The 19,303-nt window shown below is 68.3% G+C and carries 17 protein-coding genes; 8 read left to right on the forward strand and 9 right to left on the reverse strand.

Annotation, left to right across the window (positions count from 1 at the left end; translation table 11 throughout):
- Positions 1-44: 44 nt before the first annotated feature.
- The 3 genes from HCT51_RS12730 (at position 45) to HCT51_RS12740 (ending at position 2,842) form a co-directional block, all read left to right on the forward strand.
- Positions 45-1,013: a MetQ/NlpA family ABC transporter substrate-binding protein gene (locus HCT51_RS12730; RefSeq protein ID WP_166878490.1), complete on the forward strand. Its 969-nt coding sequence runs from the start codon at positions 45-47 to the stop codon at positions 1,011-1,013.
- Between the two features lie 87 nt (positions 1,014-1,100).
- Entirely contained in the window at positions 1,101-2,168 is a 1,068-nt protein-coding gene (locus tag HCT51_RS12735; protein WP_166878492.1) for a methionine ABC transporter ATP-binding protein, read from the forward strand.
- The gene (locus HCT51_RS12740) at positions 2,165-2,842 is read left to right on the forward strand and encodes a methionine ABC transporter permease (protein ID WP_166878496.1); all 678 of its coding nucleotides are present in this window, start codon (positions 2,165-2,167) and stop codon (positions 2,840-2,842) included. The genes HCT51_RS12735 and HCT51_RS12740 overlap by 4 nt, the downstream gene beginning before the upstream one ends.
- A gap of 115 nt (positions 2,843-2,957) precedes the next feature.
- On the opposite strand, the gene HCT51_RS12745 is transcribed toward HCT51_RS12740, so the two are convergent.
- From HCT51_RS12745 to HCT51_RS12770, 6 genes are all read right to left on the reverse strand, one after another.
- Positions 2,958-3,893 (reverse strand): 4-(cytidine 5'-diphospho)-2-C-methyl-D-erythritol kinase, encoded by a 936-nt coding sequence (locus HCT51_RS12745; RefSeq protein WP_166878499.1) that lies wholly within the window; start codon positions 3,891-3,893, stop codon positions 2,958-2,960.
- 45 nt (positions 3,894-3,938) lie between these two features.
- Entirely contained in the window at positions 3,939-4,484 is a 546-nt protein-coding gene (locus HCT51_RS12750; protein ID WP_166878502.1) for a hypothetical protein, read from the reverse strand.
- A gap of 249 nt (positions 4,485-4,733) precedes the next feature.
- Positions 4,734-5,570, reverse strand: coding sequence for a 16S rRNA (adenine(1518)-N(6)/adenine(1519)-N(6))-dimethyltransferase RsmA (rsmA, locus tag HCT51_RS12755; protein WP_166878506.1), 837 nt, complete (start codon positions 5,568-5,570; stop codon positions 4,734-4,736).
- Positions 5,567-6,463: a TatD family hydrolase gene (locus HCT51_RS12760; RefSeq protein ID WP_166878511.1), complete on the reverse strand. Its 897-nt coding sequence runs from the start codon at positions 6,461-6,463 to the stop codon at positions 5,567-5,569. Before HCT51_RS12760 ends, rsmA begins: the two co-directional genes overlap by 4 nt.
- Positions 6,460-8,034 carry a methionine--tRNA ligase gene (metG, locus tag HCT51_RS12765; protein WP_166878516.1) on the reverse strand — a complete coding sequence of 525 codons (1,575 nt, stop codon included), beginning with the start codon at positions 8,032-8,034 and terminating at the stop codon, positions 6,460-6,462. Before metG ends, HCT51_RS12760 begins: the two co-directional genes overlap by 4 nt.
- Positions 8,035-8,091: 57 nt before the next feature.
- Positions 8,092-8,481 carry a VOC family protein gene (locus HCT51_RS12770; RefSeq protein ID WP_166878520.1) on the reverse strand — a complete coding sequence of 130 codons (390 nt, stop codon included), beginning with the start codon at positions 8,479-8,481 and terminating at the stop codon, positions 8,092-8,094.
- A gap of 204 nt (positions 8,482-8,685) precedes the next feature.
- Here HCT51_RS12770 and HCT51_RS12775 point away from each other — a divergent pair, with 204 nt between their 5' ends.
- A complete protein-coding gene (locus HCT51_RS12775; RefSeq protein ID WP_166878524.1) occupies positions 8,686-10,239 on the forward strand; it encodes an alpha/beta hydrolase domain-containing protein in 1,554 nt (517 codons plus the stop codon).
- A gap of 118 nt (positions 10,240-10,357) precedes the next feature.
- Here HCT51_RS12775 and rsmI read toward each other — a convergent pair whose 3' ends face one another.
- Positions 10,358-11,167 carry a 16S rRNA (cytidine(1402)-2'-O)-methyltransferase gene (gene rsmI, locus HCT51_RS12780; protein ID WP_166878917.1) on the reverse strand — a complete coding sequence of 270 codons (810 nt, stop codon included), beginning with the start codon at positions 11,165-11,167 and terminating at the stop codon, positions 10,358-10,360.
- Positions 11,168-11,200: 33 nt separating this feature from the next.
- A complete protein-coding gene (locus HCT51_RS12785; RefSeq protein ID WP_224760780.1) occupies positions 11,201-12,727 on the reverse strand; it encodes an MFS transporter in 1,527 nt (508 codons plus the stop codon).
- 180 nt (positions 12,728-12,907) lie between these two features.
- Between HCT51_RS12785 and HCT51_RS12790 the strand changes: the two genes are divergently transcribed.
- The 4 genes from HCT51_RS12790 (at position 12,908) to HCT51_RS12805 (ending at position 17,213) form a co-directional block, all read left to right on the forward strand.
- Positions 12,908-14,485 carry a dolichyl-phosphate-mannose--protein mannosyltransferase gene (locus tag HCT51_RS12790; RefSeq protein WP_166878545.1) on the forward strand — a complete coding sequence of 526 codons (1,578 nt, stop codon included), beginning with the start codon at positions 12,908-12,910 and terminating at the stop codon, positions 14,483-14,485.
- Positions 14,486-14,552: 67 nt separating this feature from the next.
- The gene (locus tag HCT51_RS12795) at positions 14,553-15,143 is read left to right on the forward strand and encodes a GNAT family N-acetyltransferase (protein ID WP_166878920.1); all 591 of its coding nucleotides are present in this window, start codon (positions 14,553-14,555) and stop codon (positions 15,141-15,143) included.
- Between the two features lie 179 nt (positions 15,144-15,322).
- Positions 15,323-16,627, forward strand: coding sequence for an O-acetylhomoserine aminocarboxypropyltransferase/cysteine synthase family protein (locus tag HCT51_RS12800; protein ID WP_166878549.1), 1,305 nt, complete (start codon positions 15,323-15,325; stop codon positions 16,625-16,627).
- A 67-nt stretch (positions 16,628-16,694) separates the two neighbouring features.
- The gene (locus HCT51_RS12805) at positions 16,695-17,213 is read left to right on the forward strand and encodes a CoA-binding protein (protein WP_224760781.1); all 519 of its coding nucleotides are present in this window, start codon (positions 16,695-16,697) and stop codon (positions 17,211-17,213) included.
- Between the two features lie 163 nt (positions 17,214-17,376).
- Here the strand turns inward: HCT51_RS12805 and HCT51_RS12810 are convergent, their stop codons facing one another.
- A complete protein-coding gene (locus HCT51_RS12810) occupies positions 17,377-19,293 on the reverse strand; it encodes a thioredoxin domain-containing protein (RefSeq protein WP_166878557.1) in 1,917 nt (638 codons plus the stop codon).
- Positions 19,294-19,303: the final 10 nt, after the last annotated feature.

Genomic DNA, 19,303 nt, shown 5'->3' on the forward strand with positions numbered 1-19,303 from the left:
CGCCAATCCGGCACTCGCATTCCCCGACTCACGAAGGCATTCACATGGCACACGAGAACACACCACCTGCGGCGGCTCCCGTCCTCCCGGAACGCAAGAAGAACAAGACCGGCCTGATCGCGGGCATCGCGATCGCGGCTGTCGCGGTGATCATCGCGGCCGTGCTGATCGTGCCGAGCTGGTTCAGTTCGAACGCGGCACCCGCGGGTGCTGCCGGCGCGGACGAGCCGGTCACCGTGACCATCGGCACCACCGACGCCAGCCAGCCGCACTGGAAGGTGCTCGGAGAGCTGCTGCTCGAGGAGGGCATCAAGCTCGAGCTGATCAACTTCACCGACTACCCGCTGCCGAACCCGGCGCTCGCGGCCGGCGAGACCGACCTGAACGCGTTCCAGCACCTCGACTACCTGTCGAACCACAACGTGGCCACCGGCGACGACCTGCAGCCGATCGGTTCGACCATCATCGTGCCGCTGCCGCTGTACTCCGAGAAGTGGGGCTCCGTTGAGGAGATTCCGGATGGCGGCCAGATCGCCATCCCGAACGACCCGAGCAACCAGGCCCGTGCCCTCGGTGTGCTCGAGGCCGCCGGCCTGATCACCCTCGACGGCAAGGAGAAGGTTCCCACCCCGGCGAACATCGACGCCGCGAAGTCCCGCGTCACGGTGATCCCGGTCGAGGCGTCCCAGACGCCCGCCGCGCTGCAGTCCGCCGACGGCGCGATCATCAACAACAACTTCTCGAAGGATGCCGGCATCGACCCGGCGAGCGCGCTGTACTTCGTGGACCCCAACGACGCGAAGAGCTGGCCGTACCTCAACATCATCGCCGCCCGCGCCGATGACATCGACAACGAGACCTACCTCAAGGTTGCCGAGCTGTACCACACGAAGGCCGTCACCGACCTGGTCATCGAGCAGTCCGGCGGCAGTGCCGTGGTGATCGAGCTCGACGCCGAGGAGCTGCGCGAGCGTCTCGCCTCCATCGAGGAAGAGAAGCGCGCCGCCCAGTAGCGGAGTGCGAACGGACGTCGCGGACCCGGTGCTGGGTCCGCGACATCCGCAGTCCCACCCATGCACGTCACCTGAGGACCGGAGCTTATGCCCGACATCATCGAACCCCAGAGCATCATCCAATTCCACGGCGTCACGAAGACCTTCGACACCCCGAACGGCCCCGTGACCGCAGTCGACAGCGTCGACCTGAGCATCACCCAGGGCGAGATCTTCGGCATCATCGGATACTCCGGCGCCGGCAAGAGCACCCTGGTGCGGCTGATCAACGGCCTCGAACGCATCAGCAGCGGCCGGGTCAGCGTCGACGGGGTCGACATCAGCAGCATCCCGGAGTCAAAACTGCGCCCGGTGCGCGCCCGGATCGGCATGATCTTCCAGCAGTTCAACCTGTTCCGGTCGCGCACCGTGGCCGGCAATGTCGCCTACCCGCTGCGGGTGGCCGGCTGGCCCAAGGACAAGCGCAACGCCCGGGTGGCCGAGCTGCTGCAGTTCGTCGGCCTGCTGGAGCGGGCGCACTCCTACCCCGACCAGCTCTCCGGCGGGCAGAAGCAGCGCGTGGGCATCGCCCGCGCCCTCGCCACCTCGCCGCGGATCCTGCTCGCCGACGAGTCCACCAGCGCGCTCGACCCGGAGACCACCCAAGACGTGCTGGCGCTGCTGAAGAAGGTGAACCGCGAGCTCGGCATCACCATCGTGGTGATCACCCACGAGATGGACGTGGTGCGGCAGATCGCCGACCGCGTCGCTGTGCTCAATGAGGGCCGCGTGGTCGAGCAGGGCAGCGTCTACGAGGTGTTCTCCAACCCGCAGACCCGCACCGCGCACCGCTTCGTCAGCACCGTGCTGCACGACACCCCCGCCGACGGCGACCTGAACCGCCTGCGCCGGGAACACACCGGCCGCATCATCAGCGCCGCCGTCGCCGACGGCAACAAGGTGGGATCGGTGCTGTCGGATGCCGGTGCCCACGGTGTGCGGTTCGAGATCATCTTCGGCGGCATCAGCACCCTGCAGGGCCGCTCGTTCGGCTCGCTCACGATCGAACTGATCGGGCCGGATGTCGGAGTCGACGCGGTCATCGATGAGCTGCGCCGCGTCACCACCGTCGACGAGCTCGAAGAGCTCGCCCTGCTCGAGGAGGTTTCCGCATGACCGTCCGCACCGAGGGCTGGGAGTGGGACTGGCACACGCCGCTCGCCCTGGACGCCGTCACCGACACGCTCTACATGGTGTGCCTCACCCTGCTGATCGGCGGCGGGCTCGGTCTGGTGCTCGGGCTGGCGCTGTACACCAGCCGGGCGGGGGCGATCCTCGAGAACCGGTGGGTTTTCGGCATCCTGAACTTCCTGGTCAATATCGTGCGACCGATCCCGTTCGTGATTCTGCTGGTGGCGGTGGCGCCGCTGACCAAGCTGATCGTCGGCACGTTCCTCGGCACGACCGCCGCGGTGGTGCCGCTGGCGATCGCGACGGCGTTCGGGTTCTCCCGCATCGTGGAGCAGAACCTGGTAACCATCGAGCCCGGCGTGATCGAGGCGGCCCGGGCGGTGGGGGCGGGGCCGTGGCGGATCATCCTGACCCTGCTGGTGCCCGAAGCGCTCGGCCCGCTGATCCTCGGCTTCACCTTCGTGTTCGTGGCGGTGGTCGACATGACCGCGGTGGCCGGCATCGTCGGCGGAGGCGGCATCGGCGACTTCGCGCTGGCGTATGGGCACCAGCGCTGGAATCAGGAAGTGGTGTGGATCTCGGTGGCCGTGATCGTCGTGATCGTGCAACTGGTGCAGCTGCTCGGCAACAAGCTGGCGCGGAAGGCGCTGCGGCACTAGCCGCCGTGCGCGAGCGCTGCGAAAACGGCCGAACGCCGGCGCCGCGGCGGCCGCGCTCGGCCGTTTTCGCGGCGCTCACCGACGGAATGTCTGCGGGGCGGGGCGAGGCGCGGGGCTACTCCGCGATGACCCGGGCGCCGTGTACCGGGCCGGTCACGCGCACCACGTTCAGCTGCGCGGCGCTCAGTGCGATCTGCAGCTCCAGGGCGCTGTCGAGGTCGGCGGCGAGGAACGCCACGGTGGGGCCGGAGCCCGACACGATCCCGGCCAGCGCCCCGTTCTCCTCGCCGAGTTCGAGCACCGTGGTCAGGCCGTGCTCCAGCTGCAGCGCGGGCGCCTGCAGGTCGTTGTGCAGGGTGTCGGCGAGCATCTGCGGGTCGCCGGCGCGGAGCGCGTGCAGCACGCTCATGTCCACGTTGGGCGCGGACGAGACCGGCAGGATGTCGCGGCCGTTGCGCTCGCGGTGCTCGTCGAGCGCGTGGTACACCACCGGGGTGGAGAGCCCGAAGTCGGCCAGCACCAGCACCCACTGGAACTGCCCCCGCGCGAGCGCCGGGCTGAGCTGATCGCCGCGGCCGGTGCCGATTGCGGTGCCGCCGGTCAGTGCGAAGGGAACATCGGCGCCGAGCTGCGCGGCGAGTTCGAGCAGTTTCTCCCGCGGCAGGTCTGTGCCCCAGAGCGTGTCGCAGGCCAGCAGTGTGGCCGCGGCATCCGCTGATCCGCCTCCCATTCCGCCGGCGACGGGCACGTGCTTGTCGATCTCGAGTCGCACCCCGCCGGTGTATCCGGTCGTCGCGGCCAGCAGTTTCGCGGCCTTGATGGCGATGTTCGAGTCGTCGGTGGGCACCCGGTCAAGCGACACGGTTCCGGTGACGGAGACCGAGAAGTCGTCGGCCGGGTAGGCGCGCACGTCCTCGTACAGCGAGACGGACTGGAACGCCGTCGCCAGGTCGTGGTAGCCGTCATCCTGCAACGAGCCAACCTTGAGAAAAACATTGATCTTGCCCGGCGCCCTCGTGTGCACCATTCGAGGGGTAGAACCGGGCGTCATGCAACTAACTTACTGGTGCGCCGAGCCAGCACGGTGCACGCCCCGTCAGCCGAGGTCTGCGGCGATATCGGTGAGCAGGCGAGCGAGGGTCGGCTTCGCGTGTTCCACCCGGGAACCGTCGATGATGCCGGAGTGCGTGAGGTTCAGCGCGGTCTTGCCGTTCTTATCTTCGAGTGACGCGAGCACTGCCTCGCCGTCGACCTTCCAGCGCGCATACGGGCGCTTCACCTCAGTCTTCGACGAGGATGGCGCGTGGCCGAACTCGGCGGAGACCAGGCGGATCGTGGCGTCGAGCACTGCCGGCACCGGATGCGGCACGGTCTTGGTGGCGCTCACCGAGAAGGTGCCGTCGCCCTGCTGGCCGGGTAGCCGCATCCCGCGCTCCTGCTCGTAGCGCACCGTGACGCTCTGCGCCCACCAGCCGTCGACACCCTGCACGTCGACCAGCCAACGGGCGATCTCGGTGTGCGTCCAGAGGGTCGCCTTCTCGACGTCGAGCAGCGCGAACCAGTCATCCGGAGCCTTGCCGGTGGCCTTCAGCATGGCCTCGTCGCTGAGATTGCTCTTGTGGTCGGATACGCCGTTGCTCATGCCCCCCAGTCTGGCACTGGCGGACGCCGATATGGCTCGGGCGCGGGACGATCGGTGCGCCGGCAGGGCGTGTGCGCAGAACGGCAGCGATTCGCGGCGACACGCCGTGCTGCACGGTTTTTGGACGGCGTGTCGCTGCGGAATGCTGCCGTTCTGCGCGGCACCGGGTTTCGAGACGGCCGCGAGCGGCCTCCTCAACCAACGACAGGGGCCGCGGGCGGCCTCCTCAACCGGCGAAGGAGCTCGGGCTCAGGCTGCGGCGCTCACCCGCGCCACCCGCAGGAAGTCGTCGATGGTGAGCTCCTCACCACGCGCCGTCGGCTTCAGCCCGGCCGCTTCCAGTCGGGCGGATGCCGTGGCCGAGTCCCCGAATACCACCGACAGCGATTGCCGCAGCATTTTGCGGCGCTGTTGGAACGCGGCATCCACCAGGGCGAAGGTGGCCAGCCGCTCCGCCTCGGTTCCCGGAGCCTGCCCGCGGGTGAAGCCGACCAGGATCGAGTCGACGTTCGGCACCGGCCAGAACACCTGCCGGCTGACCAGCCCCGACGTCTTCCACTTTCCGTACCAGGCAGCCTTCAGGCTCGGCGCGCCGTACACCTTGGAGCCGGGACCGGCGGCCAGTCGTTGCCCGACCTCGGCCTGCACCATCACCAGCCCGTGCTCGAGCGACGGGAAGTGCTCGAGGAAATGCAGCAGCACCGGCACCGAGATGTTGTACGGCAGGTTGGCGACCAGCGCCGACGGTTCCGCCGGCAACGATGTGACCCGCATCGCGTCGTTCGTGACCACCGTGAGCGGCGCGCCCGGCTGCAGCAGCTCCACTGTCTTCGGCAACTGCTCGGCCAGGCGCTTGTCGATTTCGACGGCGATGACGGATGCCCCGGCCTCCAGCAGCCCGAGCGTCAAGGAGCCGAGTCCCGGCCCGATCTCCACCACGGTTGACCCAGCTGCGACGTGCGCGGCGGCGACGATGCGCCGCACCGTGTTGCCGTCGTGCACGAAGTTCTGGCCGAGCTTCTTCGTCGGCTGGATGCCGAGCAGTTCGGCGAGGTCGCGGATCTCCGCCGGTCCGAGCAGACTCATTGCGCCAGCACCGGTTCGGACTCCCAGCTGCCGTACACCGCTTCGGTGTTCGACGAGATCTGAGCGGCCAGCATCGACACGTCGGTGCCGAGGTGCGCGGCCATCGCCCGCAGCGTATGCGGGAGCAGGTACGGCGCATTCGGGCGGCCGCGGTACGGCTCCGGGGTCAGGTACGGGGCATCCGTCTCCACCAGCAGCAGTGCGCGCGGTGCGGCGTCGAGCGCGCCGCGCAGGGTGCCGGCGTTCTTGAAGGACACTGTGCCGGCGAAGGACATGTACCAGCCGTTCTCGGTGCAGATCTCGGCCAGTTCGGCGTCGCCGCTGAAGCAGTGGAACACGGTGCGCTCCGGCGCGCCGACCCGCTTCAGGGTGGCGATCACGTCGGCGTGCGCGTCGCGGTCGTGGATCTGCAGCGCAAGGTCGCGCTGCTTGGCGATCTCGATGTGCGCCTCGAAGGCGCGGAACTGGGCGTCGCGGCCGTCTTCGCCGGTGCGGTAGAAGTCGAGTCCGGTCTCACCGACGGCGCGCACGCGGGGGCGGCCGGCCAGTTCGTCGATGGCGGAGAGCGCGTCGTCGAGGGTTCCGGATGTCGCAAGCTCGGGTGTGTCGTTCGGGTGCAGCGCCACGGCGGCGAGCACTCGCGGCTCACGGCTCGCGATCTCCGCGGACCAGCGGGAGGTCGCGACATCCGTCCCCACCTGCACGACGCCGCGCACGCCCACGCTGGAGGCCCGGTCGAGCTGCTCCCGGTAGTCGATCGGGGTGTCGCCGTCGGCGATTTCCAGGTGGGTGTGGTTGTCGTAGACCGGAACCACCAGCGCCTCGGGCAGCGGCGGGTACTGCAGGTCGCGGCCCTCGGCGGCATGCCGGGCGCGCAGGTGGGGGTCGGTCACGGTGCTGCTACGGGCTCGTGCTCGATGCGGGGGAACAGGGTGCCCTCGAGAGCGCTGACGCGGTCGCCGCCGGTCCAGTCGGGGGCCTCGGTGATCACGACATCCTGCACATCGCCGTCGCCGCCGAGCGCGGTCCACAGCTTCTGGGTGGCGTCGGGGATCACCGGGGAAAGCAGCACGGCGAGCGTGCCGAGCCCGCGCAGCGCAGTGTGCAGCACGGTGCCGAGGCGTTCCCGGGTCTCGTCGCTCTTGGCGAGCACCCACGGCTCCTGCTCGGTGATGTAGCCGTTCAGGGCGTCGACGAGCTGCCAGATCTCGGCGAGGGCGTCGTGGATCGCAAGATCCGCGATGGCCTGGTCGGCGGCATCCGTCGCTGCCCGTTCCACCGTCTTGATCGCCAGATCGGCCTGACTGAGCTCACCGGCGGTCGGGATCTCCCCGTCGTAGTAGCGGTTCACCATGGCGATCACGCGCGAGGCGAGGTTGCCGAAGCCGTTGGCGAGCTCGGCCTGGTAGCGGGCGGCCAGGTCTTCCCAGCTGAACGAGCCGTCCTGGCCGAAGTTGATCGCGCTCATGAAGTAGTAGCGGAAAGCGTCGGCCCCGAAGGTGTCGGTGATCTGCTGCGGGGCGATGCCGGTGAGCTTCGACTTGGACATCTTCTCGCCGCCGACCAGCAGCCAGCCGTGGCCGAAGACCCGGTCGGACACCGGCAGCCCGGCGGCCATCAGCATCGCCGGCCAGATCACGGCGTGGAAGCGGGCGATGTCCTTGCCGACCAGCTGCACGGCGGGCCAGCGGCGCTGGAACTGCTCGTCGTCCACGCCGTAGCCGATCGCGGTGACGTAGTTCAGCAGCGCCTCGAACCAGACGTAGACGACGTGCTTGTCGTCCCACGGGATCTGGATGCCCCAGTCGAAGCTCGACCGGGAGATCGACAGGTCGCGCAGCCCCTGCTTGACGAACTGGATGACCTCGTTGCGCACGCTCTCCGGCTGCACGAACTGCGGGTTCTGCTCGTACAGGTCGAGCAGGCGCTGCTCGAAGTCGCTCATCCGGAAGAAGTAGTTGGTCTCCTTCAGCACCTCGACCGGCTTGGAGTGAATGGCGCAGACCTGCTGCCCCTCGTACTCCCCGGTGCCGGCGACCAGGTCGCTCGGCTGCTTGTACTCTTCGCAGCCGACGCAGTAGTGGCCCTCGAACTCGCCCTGGTAGATGAAGCCGTCGTCGTAGAGCTTCTGCAGGAAGATCCTGACGCCGTTCTCGTGCCGCTCATCGGTGGTGCGGATGAAGTCGTCGTTCTTGATGTTGATCGTCTCGAGCAGCGGCTTCCACGCCGACTCGACCAGCTCGTCGGCCCAGGCCTGCGGCGTGGTGTTGTTCGCCACCGCGGTGCGCAGAATCTTCTGGCCGTGCTCGTCGGTTCCGGTCAGCAGCCAGGTGTCATCGCCGCGCTGGCGGTGCCAGCGCGCGAGCACATCGGCCGCGACCTCGGTGTAGGCGTGACCGATGTGCGGCACATCGTTCACATAGAAGATGGGCGTCGCGATATAGAAGGACTCGCCGGAAGACATGGCTAATATCCTACGGTTCCCCGGTTGCCCGTTACGGCGGGGCCGCCGCCGCGTGGCTCAAGGGACGTCCTGGATCACCAGCAGCATGGTTCCCTCAGGGTCGCGCACGTAGGCCACGCGTTCACCCCACGGCATCTCGGCCGCGGGCACGACCACGGCTCCCCCGTGCTGGGCGACGTCGCTGAGCAGTGCGTCCAGATGCGGCACGTACACGCACAGGTCGATGGCGTGACCCGTCGCCGGCAGTGGCGTCTCGCCGTACATCGCCGGTTCGGTGCCACCGCCGAGCGCGATCGTGCTGGCGCCCACTCGCAGGGTCAGGTACGCAGGCTCACCCTGCTCGGGAAATTGGTAGGTCTGCACGCCACCGAACGCGGCCTCGTAGAACGCCTTCATCGCCGACAGATCGCGGCAGTTGATGATCGGAAACACTTCACGCCTGGCCATGCGGCGAGCCTAGGTCGGCTGCGTGCGGGGATCTAGGGCGCCGGCACTTCAGGATCGCCCATGGCGAGCCACCCCCGTTCGAGGTGCAACTCCTGGCAACCGGCATCATTTCGACCATGGCCACACCAAGCTATGACCGCAAGCAGAAAACACCGTCGTTTTGAGGAGAGCCCTTTGCAACACCACCTTCGTCGCCGCCGTCCCATGATCGCCGCACTCTCCGTGGCCTGTGTGGGGGTGCTCGGCTTCACCGTTGCTGCCGGCACCGCCGCCGTCGCCGCGCCTCGACCCGCGAACGACCCGATCTCAGCAACGCTCAGTGCCGTGCCAACGGTCGAGGGGCCGATCACGCAGACCGTCGACAGCCACCTTTGGTCGACCATGCAGCACGCGCGCGTTCCCTTCGACGTCGCCGATCGCGGCTACGTCGAAGAGGAGTTCTTCCTCTCGGGTACCGCGAACGTCTACGACAACGCCGGGGGCGAGCTCGAGGTCGTCACCGCCGACGTGCCCTACGTCAACAACATCCTGGTCAGGCGCCCGGCGCAGAAGTCCGACTCCTCCGGAGTGGTGCTCGTTGACATCCTCAACGCATCCAACGGCTTCCCCGGCGAAGACCACTGGCGTCGCATGTCGGACTGGGCCATGCAAGAGGGGCACACCGTCATCGGCGTGACGTCGAAGCCGATCCAGGTCGACGCGCTGAAGAACTTCGACGCCGAGCGATACGCAGATTTGAGCTGGAACGTCGAGGACGTCGAGCGTCAACCGATCATCGCCGACCCGCAGAACCCCGGCTCGTTCAACCCGTTCATGGTTGTGCCCGGCGCCGAAGAGGGCCTGGCCTGGGACATCCTGACCCAGGTCGGCACGCTGCTCGACGCCAAGGACGGCCGCGCGGTTCTCGGCGGCCAGAAGGCTAAGACCGTGCTGCTGATGGGTCAGTCGCAGTCCGGCGTGTATGTCAACACCTACGCCACGAACTTTCACGAGGCAGTGACCGAGGCCAACAGGGGGCCAATTTTCGACGGGTACCTCAACACCGTGGGCGCCGTCGTGGAGCGGCCGCTGCAGCAGTCCGCGCAGGGTGGCTTCGTCACCGTGCCGGGTTCTGAGCCGGCCCTCGACGTCCCGTTCATCACCGTCACGTCGGAGGGTGACGCCGGGCTCTTCGGCGCCGCGACGCTCGCCGAGAAGAACCTTCCCGAGAACCGGCGGCACTGGCAAGTGCCGGCGACTCCGCACACCGACCTGCTCTCGCCGGTAATCCCGGCCGACGACCAGATCTACCAGGCCGGTCGCCTGCCGAACACCGCCGTTCATAACCAGGCCTTCCGCGACTCCCTCAACCCCTACCCGATCGAGCCCACCGTCATCGCGGCCGCCGAGGCGCTGGTGAAATGGAGCAAGACGAACAAGGATGCCGCGGCGTCGCAGTGGTTCGACCAGACGAACGGTGCGCTCGCCCGCGACGACACCGGCAACGTCACCGGCGGCATCCGGTACGGCCTCATCGAGCACCCGCTGGGCCAGTATCTCGGCGGCGTCGCCCCGGGTGCGGTCTACGGCTCGGTCGACCTGATCTCGGCCGAGGAGTTCGCGGCGGCTTACGGCACCCGCGAGGCGTACCTCGCGCAGGTTGCCGAGGTCGATGCCACGCAGATCAAGGCCGGCTACCTCACCGAGTACGGCGCTGCGTACTTCCAGAACGTCGCCAACTTGCTCATGGACCGCATCGGCGTGCCGGCAGCCGGCTGACGGTCGGTGCCGCGGTCGACGAGGCCCTGATCCGTCAGACTGCGATGCGATCGGATGACCCGGGCTTGAGCTCGGGTCATCCGTTGCGTCACCGAAGTGCCGCCGGCAGTGCGCCGGTTCACTTCAGCCGCAGCGCGCCTTCGTAGAGGTCCCGACGAGAAAGCCCGGTCGCCTCCGCGACTTCGGCCGCGGCATCTTTCAAGCGGATGCCGCCAGCCTGCAGTTCTCGCACCTGGGCGATGCCCTGCTCGAGGTCGGCGATCGCGGGCGCCGCTCCCTCGACGACGATGACGATCTCGCCCTTCACCCCGGCGGCGGCCCACTCCACCAGCTCGGCCGCGGTGCCACGGCGCACCTCTTCGAACTTCTTGGTCAGTTCCCGGGCAACCACCACCCGGCGGTTGGCGCCAAGCGCGGTGGCGAGGTCGGTGAGGCTGTCCGCGATCCGGTTCGGGGATTCGAAGAACACCATGGTGCGCTCCTCGCGGGCGAGCTGCTTGAAGTAGGAGACGCGGCTCTTGCGCGGCACGAAGCCCTCGAAGGTGAACCGGTCGGTGGGCAGCCCGCTCACGGCGAGCGCGGTGAGCACCGCGCTCGGCCCGGGAAGCGCGGTCACGGTGACGCCGGCGCGGGCGGCCTCGGCCACCAGTGGGAAACCGGGGTCGCTGATCGCCGGCATTCCGGCGTCGGTGAGCACCAGCACATCCGCGTCGCGGGCCAGTTCCACGATCTCGGCGGCCTTCTGCGTCTCGTTGTGCTCGTGCAGCGCGATCAGCCGCGGCCGGTTCTCGACACCGAGCGCACGCATCAGGTGCACGGCGGTGCGGGTGTCTTCGGCGGCGATGGTCTCGGCGTTCTCGAGCGCCTCGATCAGGCGGCGGCTCGCGTCGCCCAGGTTGCCGATGGGAGTTGCCGCGAGGATGATCACGCTGCCCATTGTCGCAGCCGTTGCCGGCGAGCCTCAGCCCAGGACCGCCCCGGCACCCTTCCCCGCGGGCTTCGGATCGGGAATGCGCAACATGCGGAACGAGAGAAGCAGCCCGATCAGCCCCGCGCCGATGGGGATCAGCAACGCGATCTGCAGGGCGATCGGTCGCGCGTCCGTGTTGATGCGGATTATCTCGTCCTGGACCGCCTCCGGCTGGCCCTCGAGCAGCTCTTCGAGTTGCGTGTTGCTCAACAGCTGGGCATCTTCGTCGAGCGCCTGCGCAACCTGCTGCTGCTCGCTGGCAGAGAGCACCGTGCTCGATGCTGCCATGTTCGTGAAGATCGGCGCCAGGGCTGCCAGCATGATCGCCCCGGCGAAGGCGAGCCCAAAGGACAGTCCGAAGGATCCCCCTGCGGAGTTCACTCCGGCCGCCTCGCTGACCCGCTCGTCCGAGATCGGCGACAGCGTGTAGTTGTTGAGCTGGGACACCAGCAGGCCGAGGCCGCATCCCGAAATGATCAGGGGAACCAGCAGCCACCAGCCCGAGTCCGCGCGCGGCACAATCGGGATGAGGATCACCAGTCCCGCGGTCAGGAGCAAGAACCCCCACATGACCAGCCTGGCCGGCCGACGCCTGCCCGACCTCCTTCCGGCGAGCATGGCAATGCCGAACATACTCAGCGAGAGCGGGGCGATCGACAGCCCTGCCTGCATTGCGTTGTATTCGAGCACCATTTGCAGGTAGAGCGGCAACACGATCATCGTGCCGCCCAGTGCAATCTGTTGGAGCGTCTGCGCCGAGATGCCGAACCGGAAGGTATGCACCTGGAACAGGGCAGGGTCCAACAGTGTCGCCTTGCGGCGGCGCTTGCGCCGAACGAGCCAGAAGGCCAGCCCGCCGAGCCCGAGTACACCGATGAGCATGAGCAGGCCGACCCATTCACCGCCCTCCTGCCAGACCAGAATGCTCAGCACGATGCCGCCCATGCCCAGAACGGACAGGAGCGCTCCGACCCAGTCAACCTGTCGGGACCCCGTGTACGGGACGTCGTGAACGAGCTTGATGCCAGACAGGACGACCGCGATGATGACGACCTCAAGCAGGAAGGCGACACGCCAGGAGAGGAACGTGGTGATGAAGCCACCGAGGAGTGGCCCGACCGCGGCAGCGATGGCGGCCGAGGCCCCGACCAGGGCGTAGACCCGCTTCTGGGCTGCTCCCTCGAAGTTGCCGTGGATCAGTGACTGCATGGCGGGAAGCAGGAGCGAGGCACCGATCCCGCCGATCACTGCCCAGAAGATGATGATCGGGACGATGCTCTGCGCCAGGGTCATCGCCACGGCGCCGACGGCGTACCCGAGCAGCCCGAGCACGTAGGCGCGTTTACGGCCGATGAGGTCGCCGACCTTGCTGCCGATGAGGATGAAGGCGGCGGAGACCAGCGCCTCAAGCGCGATCGCCGACTGGACGTCGCTGACCGGTACACCAATGTCCCGCACCACGGCGGAGATCGAGACGTTCATGATTGACGTGTCGACGACCAGCACGAACATCGCCATCGCCAGCAGAAGCGCCAGTCTTCCGTTGAACGGTACAACCTGAGGGGCGTTGCTCGGCCGAGTCACGAGGCAACCATCCCATCCGGCAGCGGCGGGGGCAATCCCCTCCGGGTGGGTGATCCGGCGCGGGGCACCACCGCGCGCACACCCCTCGCCACCTGTCGCCGCTAGCATTGCCGAGTGTCCACACGGGTGATCGCCGAGCCGCGGGGCAGCCGTCTCGACGCCTGGTACGCCGCGAACCCCACCGTGCAGACGGCGTGGCACTGGGCCGGCCCCGCCGCCGTACTGCTCATCGCCGCCGTCACCCGACTCTGGGGCCTCGGCCACCCCGACGAGCTGGTCTTCGACGAGACCTACTACGTCAAAGACGCCTACACGCTGATGAACCTCGGCTACGAGGCACGCTGGCCCGAGGGCGCCAACGACAGCTTCAACGCCGGCACGCCCGACGTGTACACCACCGACCCGAGCTTCGTGGTGCATCCGCCGCTCGGCAAGTGGATCCTCGCCAGCGGGCTGGCCGTAGTCGGCGCCGAGAACCCGGTCGGCTGGCGCATCGCCACCGCGGTGGTCGGCATCCTGGCCGTGGCGCTGCTGATGCTGATCGCCTTCTTCCTGTTCCGCTCCACCCTGCTCGCCAGTATCGCCGGCGGCCTGATGGCGATCGACGGCAACGCCATCGTGATGAGCCGGGTGGCGCTGCTCGATAACTCGCTGATGTTCCTCGCGCTGCTCGGCTTCGGCGCCATCCTGCTCGACCGGGGCTGGACGGAACGCCGACTCAGACTGTGGCTTGCCATGCGAGCGGATGCCGGCGGCCCCACCGACTGGGGACCGGCGCTGTTCTGGCGGCCCTGGCTGCTCGTCGCCGGGCTGATGCTGGGGCTGGCGGCATCCGTCAAATGGAACGGACTCTACTTCCTGGCGTTCTTCGCGGTGTACACGCTCGTCGTCGATGCGCTCGACCGCCGCCGCCTCGGCATCCCGTTCTGGCTGAGCGGGACCGTGCTGAAGCAGGGTCCGGTGAGCTTCCTGCTCACCGTGCCGATCGCCGTCGTCGCGTACCTGGCCACTTGGGGCAGCTGGTTCGGGAGCGACGGCGGCTACTACCGGCACTGGGTCGAGGACGGCAACCCGGCCTGGACCGGCGCTCTGGCGTGGGTTCCGGTGGACTGGCAGAACTTCTGGCACTACCAGGTGTCGGTGTACAACTACCACGTCGGGGAGAGCCGCCCGCACAGCTACGAGGCGAACCCGCTGGGCTGGCTGCTGATGCTGCGTCCGACGAGCATGTTCTACCGCGGCTCGAGCCTGGGCGAGAACGGCTGCACCGATTCGCAGTGCGGAGAGGCGATCGCCGGCATCGCCAACCCGATCATCTGGTGGGCCGCGACCGCCGCCGTGCTGTACCTGATCTACCGGCTGGCCCGGTACCGCGAGTGGCGGGTGGGCGCGATCCTGGTTGGCGTCGCCGCCGGGTACCTGCCCTGGCTGCTCTACCTGGACCGCACCGTGTTCCAGTTCTACACAATCGCGTTCGAGCCCTATCTACTGCTGGCTCTCACCGCCGTGATCGGCATCATTCTGGGCAGGCCGAGTGATCCGCGCTGGCGGCGGGATGGCGGCATCCGTCTGGTGGTCGTGTTCCTGCTCTTCGCGATCGGGGTGAGCGTGTTCTTCTGGCCGCTCTGGACCGGGATGCAGGTGCCGTGGCAGTTCATCCAGCTGCACTACTGGGTGCCAACCTGGCGGTGACGCGGAGCGGATGTCGCGCTGGGCCGCAGCCGACGTCGTGCTGGTGCCGCTGCTAGCGTCGAGAAACATGAGCTTCCTCGACATCCCGACCCTGCGCGGCAGCCGCGTGATCCTCGAACCTCTCGCGCTCGAGCACGCCGACGAGCTCGCGCAGGCGGTGGACGAGGACGACCTCTGGCAGCGCTGGTACACGAACATCCCGGCGCCGTCCGAGATGCGCGCGGACATCGAGCGCCGGCTCGAGCAGCACGCCGCCTCACAGGTGGTGCCGTGGACGATCCGGCGCGCCAGCGACAACCGTGCCGTCGGGATGACCACCTACCTGAACATCTCGGAGCAGCACCGGCGACTCGAAATCGGCTCTACCTGGCTTGCGGCGAGCGCGCAGCGCACCGGGATCAACGCCGAAGCGAAACTGCTGTTGCTCGGCCGCGCCTTCGAGACGCTGGAGTGCATCGCGGTGGAGTTCCGCACGCACTGGCACAACCAGCAGTCGCGTGGGGCGATCGCCGGACTCGGCGCCAAGCAGGACGGCGTGCTGCGCAACCACCAGCTCGGCCGCGACGGCACCCTGCGCGACACCGTGGTGTTCTCGATCATCGCCAGCGAATGGCCGACGGTACGGATGTCGCTGACCGAGCGGCTCACCCGCCGCTGACCGCCCGCGGCCTGCCCGCAACCGAGGAGCTCCTGCAACACGCCGCCGTGATTGGCACCGCAGCTCGGCGTGGCGTCTCCCGTCCTCTTCTAGCACCCGGCTGAGGCCACGGCCCGACTGTTACGCACCGTTGCGCCGGTGGCACGTAACAGTCACTGGGCCCCAGTACCGTTGAGGTCATGGCTGATCGCGACGGTACCGACAGAAACTACGGGTTCAAGACCCGTGCAATTCACGCGGGCAACATCCCCGACCCGGTGACTGGGGCCCGCGCGCTGCCGATCTACCAGACCAGCGCGTTCGTGTTCGACGACACCAAGGATGCCGCGGCGCGCTTCGCCCTGCAGAAGTACGGCAACATCTACAGCCGCGTCGCGAACCCCACCGTGGCCGCGTTCGAAGAGCGCATCGCCAGCCTCGAGGGCGGCCTTGGCGCCGTCGCCACCGCCAGCGGACTCTCCGCCCAGTTCGTCACGTTCGCGTCGCTCGCCGGCGCCGGCGACCACATCGTCGCTTCGGCCAGCCTGTACGGCGGATCGGTCACTCAGCTCGACGTCACCCTGCGCCGCTTCGGGGTCGAGACCACCTTCGTGCACTCCTCCGAGCCGGCCGACTACGCCGCCGCGATCACCGACAAGACCAAGCTGATCTTCGCCGAGATCGTCGCCAACCCCTCCGGTGAGGTCGCCGACCTCGAGGGCCTTGCGGATGTCGCGCACGCGCACAACATCCCCCTGATCATCGACTCCACGATCGCGACGCCGTACCTGAACCGTCCGATCGAATGGGGAGCGGATGTCGTCATCCACAGCGCTACGAAATTCCTCGGCGGCCACGGCACCACCCTCGGCGGCGTCGTCGTGGAGTCCGGCCGGTTCCACTGGGCGAACGAGCACTTCCCGCTGTTCGACACCGAGGTTCCGCACTACGGCGGACTCAACTGGCACGGCAACTTCGGCGAGTACGCCTTCCTCACCCGGCTGCGCGCCGAGCAGCTGCGTGACATCGGCCCGACCCTGGCGCCGCACTCCGCGTTCCTGCTCGCGCAGGGCGTGGAGACCCTGCCGTACCGCATCCAGGCGCACGTCGACAACGCCCGCGTCGTCGCCGAATGGCTCGAGAACGACCCCCGCATCGAATACGTGAACTGGGCGGGCCTGCCTTCGCACCCGCACTTCGACCGGGCGAAGAAGTACCTGCCGGCCGGCCCCGGCTCGGTATTCAGCTTCGGCGTCAAGGGCGGCCGCCCTGCCGGCCAGAAGCTGATCGAATCGGTGAACCTCGCCAGCCACCTGGCCAACATCGGCGACGCGAAGACGCTGATCATCCACCCCGGATCCACCACGCACGCGCAACTCACCGAGCAGCAGCTCGCCGAGGCCGGCGTCGGCGCCGGACTGGTGCGGCTGTCCGTGGGTATTGAAGACGTCGACGACATTGTTGATGATCTTGACCAGGCGCTCAGCCAGGCGATAGGAGACTAGGCGCATGACCGACACGCAGACCGTCGATACGCAGACCGTCCAGCTCAGCAACGGCCTGACCTGCGAGATGCCCGCGAACTCACCGCTGGCCAAGCTGCTGCGCTCGCAGCGCACCTGGGTGGGTCCCACCGCGAAGGAACGCCTCGCCATCCTGCGCAAGGCGAAGACCGTGGCGATCGTCGGCGCGTCGCCGAACGCCGCCCGCTCCAGCTACTTCGTCGGCACTTACCTGCAGCAGTCCAGCGACTACAAGCTGTACTTCGTCAACCCGAACGCCACCGAGATCCTCGGCCAGAAGGCATACCCCGACCTCGCGTCGCTGCCCGAGGTGCCCGACATCGTCGACGTGTTCCGCAAGGCCAGCGACATCCCGCAGGTGATCGACGATGCGATCGCGATCGGCGCCAAGACGGTGTGGGTGCAGCTCGGCATCTGGAATCAGGATGCCGCGATCTACGGTGAATCGAAGGGCCTGACCGTGGTCATGGACCGCTGCATCAAGGTGGAGCACGCCCGCTTTGGCGGCGGCCTGCACCTGATGGGCTTCGACACGGGAGTGATCAGCGCCCGCAAGACCCTGCGCTAAGTAGTTCTCGCCCCGCCCCGCCGGTCGAGTCGAGTTGGTCGGGCTTGTCGAGGCCCCACCGCGCAGAACGGCAGCGTTTTGCTTTGACACGCCGCTCGAAGCGCATGCCGCACGGCGTGTCGCGGTGAATCGCTGCCGTACTGCGCGCGCACGCGCGGCCTTGCTAGGGCAATCGCAGCTCCGCGGCATCCGTCACCGGCAGGTTGCAGACGAAATCGCGGCACAAGTACGCGGCCGCCGCACCGCCCTGCAGTGTGCGTCCCTCGTACAGCTCGAACCCCGCCGCCGCGAAAGCCGCTGCCTGCGCCGCCGTCACCACGCTCGACACTCCCCCGACCGGCAGCCAGCGGCGGGCGACCGACGCCAACTCCGAGCCCGGGTCGTCGCTCACCACGACCAGCTGGGTGACATCGGCGGCGAGCGCGGTCATCACGCTGAGTGACGCCCCGAACGAGATCGGCTGCTGCAGGGCGAGCGGCGCGAACAGCTCCATGGCGCGGCGGCTGGCGTCGCGGTAGGTCAGATCGCCGGTCAGCAGGAACAGCCGATGAGCAGCGGATGCCGCGGCGCTGATGCCACTCGGATACGCCCCTTCGCTCGGGTCGTTCGCCAGCGCCGTGCCGTGCGCCGCCAGCACGGGGTCGGGTCCGCCGGGCACCGCGAACGGCGGCTGCGCGGCGAGTGCGCCACGCACTTCAGAGCCACGCAACTCAGCCCCGAGCGCCTGCGGCCGGTCGATACACGCGTCGATGAGCTCCCGGGCGGTGACCGCGTAGCGCACCTCCCCCGTCGCGAGCGCGAGTTGCAGCAGGGCGGAGGCGAGCATGCCGTAGTCCTCGAGGGTGGCTGAGGCGTCCGACATCCGCTCCCCTGTTGAAAATCGGGTCGAGGCGCGCACCAGCGTGCCGTCCGCTCGACGGTGTGTGGCAAGCAGTTGGTCGGCGGCCGAAGCCGCTGCCTCCACCCAGTTCGGTCGCTGCAGCAGCGTTCCGGCGAGCGCGAGCGCCTCGATCGCCAGGCCGTTCCAGCCGGTGAGCACCTTGTCATCGAGGGCCGGCGGTTGCAACCCGGAGCGGTCGGTGTACCGGTAGTACTCGCCCTCCACCTTGCGGCCGTCGATGAGGCTCTCGCTGTCCTGCCCGGACGCGAACCCGCCGGACGGCAGCCGCAGCACGCTAAGTAGGAAGTCGGCGATGCCCTCCGCCACCTCGGTGCGTCCGGCGCGGGCGTAGGCAGACAGCAGCAGGGCGTTGTCGTAGAGCATCCGTTCGTAGTGCGGATCCGACCAGTCGCGTTCGGTGGCGTAGCGGAAGAACCCGCCCTCCTCGCGGTCACGCAGCGGCGACGCGGCCATGGCGTCGAGCATCCGCTCGGCGAGCGCTTGCGCGAGCGTACTGTCGGAGGCGCCGCTGTCGGATGCGCCCGCCGCGCCCCGGTCCAGCAGGTACAGCAGCACCGTCGCCACCGGGAACTTCGGCGCGCGCCCGAAGCCGCCGTACTCGCGGTCTTCGTGTGCGGCCAGTTCGGCGGTGATGTCGGCCAGTTGCTCCAGGGTCGGCAGCACGCCCGGCGTCTCCTGGTCAGACGCGGCGATGGCCTGCGCCACGGCGTCGCTGGTGGCCTCCACGTCGGATCGACGCTCTGACCAGGCCTCGAACACGGCGTTCAGCACCTCCCGGAACGACGGCCGGCCCTGCATCGGCACCGGGGGAAAGTACGTGCCCGCGTAGAACGGATGTCCCTCGGGTGTGGCGAACACGGTGAGCGGCCAGCCCAGCTGCTGGGTGAACGCGCTGGCGGCGGCCATGAAGCTGCTGTCGACATCCGGATGTTCCTCGCGGTCCACCTTGATCGCCACGAACTTCTCGTTCAGCACGCCGGCGAGCGCCGGGTCGCTGAAGCTCTCCCTGGCCATCACGTGGCACCAGTGGCAGGTGGAGTATCCGATCGACACCAGCACCGGGATGTCGCGGCGGGCGGCTTCGGCGAAGGGCTCGGGCCCCCACTGCCACCAGTCGACCGGGTTGTCGGCGTGTGATCTGAGGTAGGGGCTGACGGCGTCCCGCAATCGTTCGGCCATGCCGCCAGCC

The sequence above is a fragment of the Salinibacterium sp. ZJ450 genome (assembly GCF_011751885.2).
In the GTDB taxonomy this organism is placed as follows: domain Bacteria; phylum Actinomycetota; class Actinomycetes; order Actinomycetales; family Microbacteriaceae; genus Ruicaihuangia.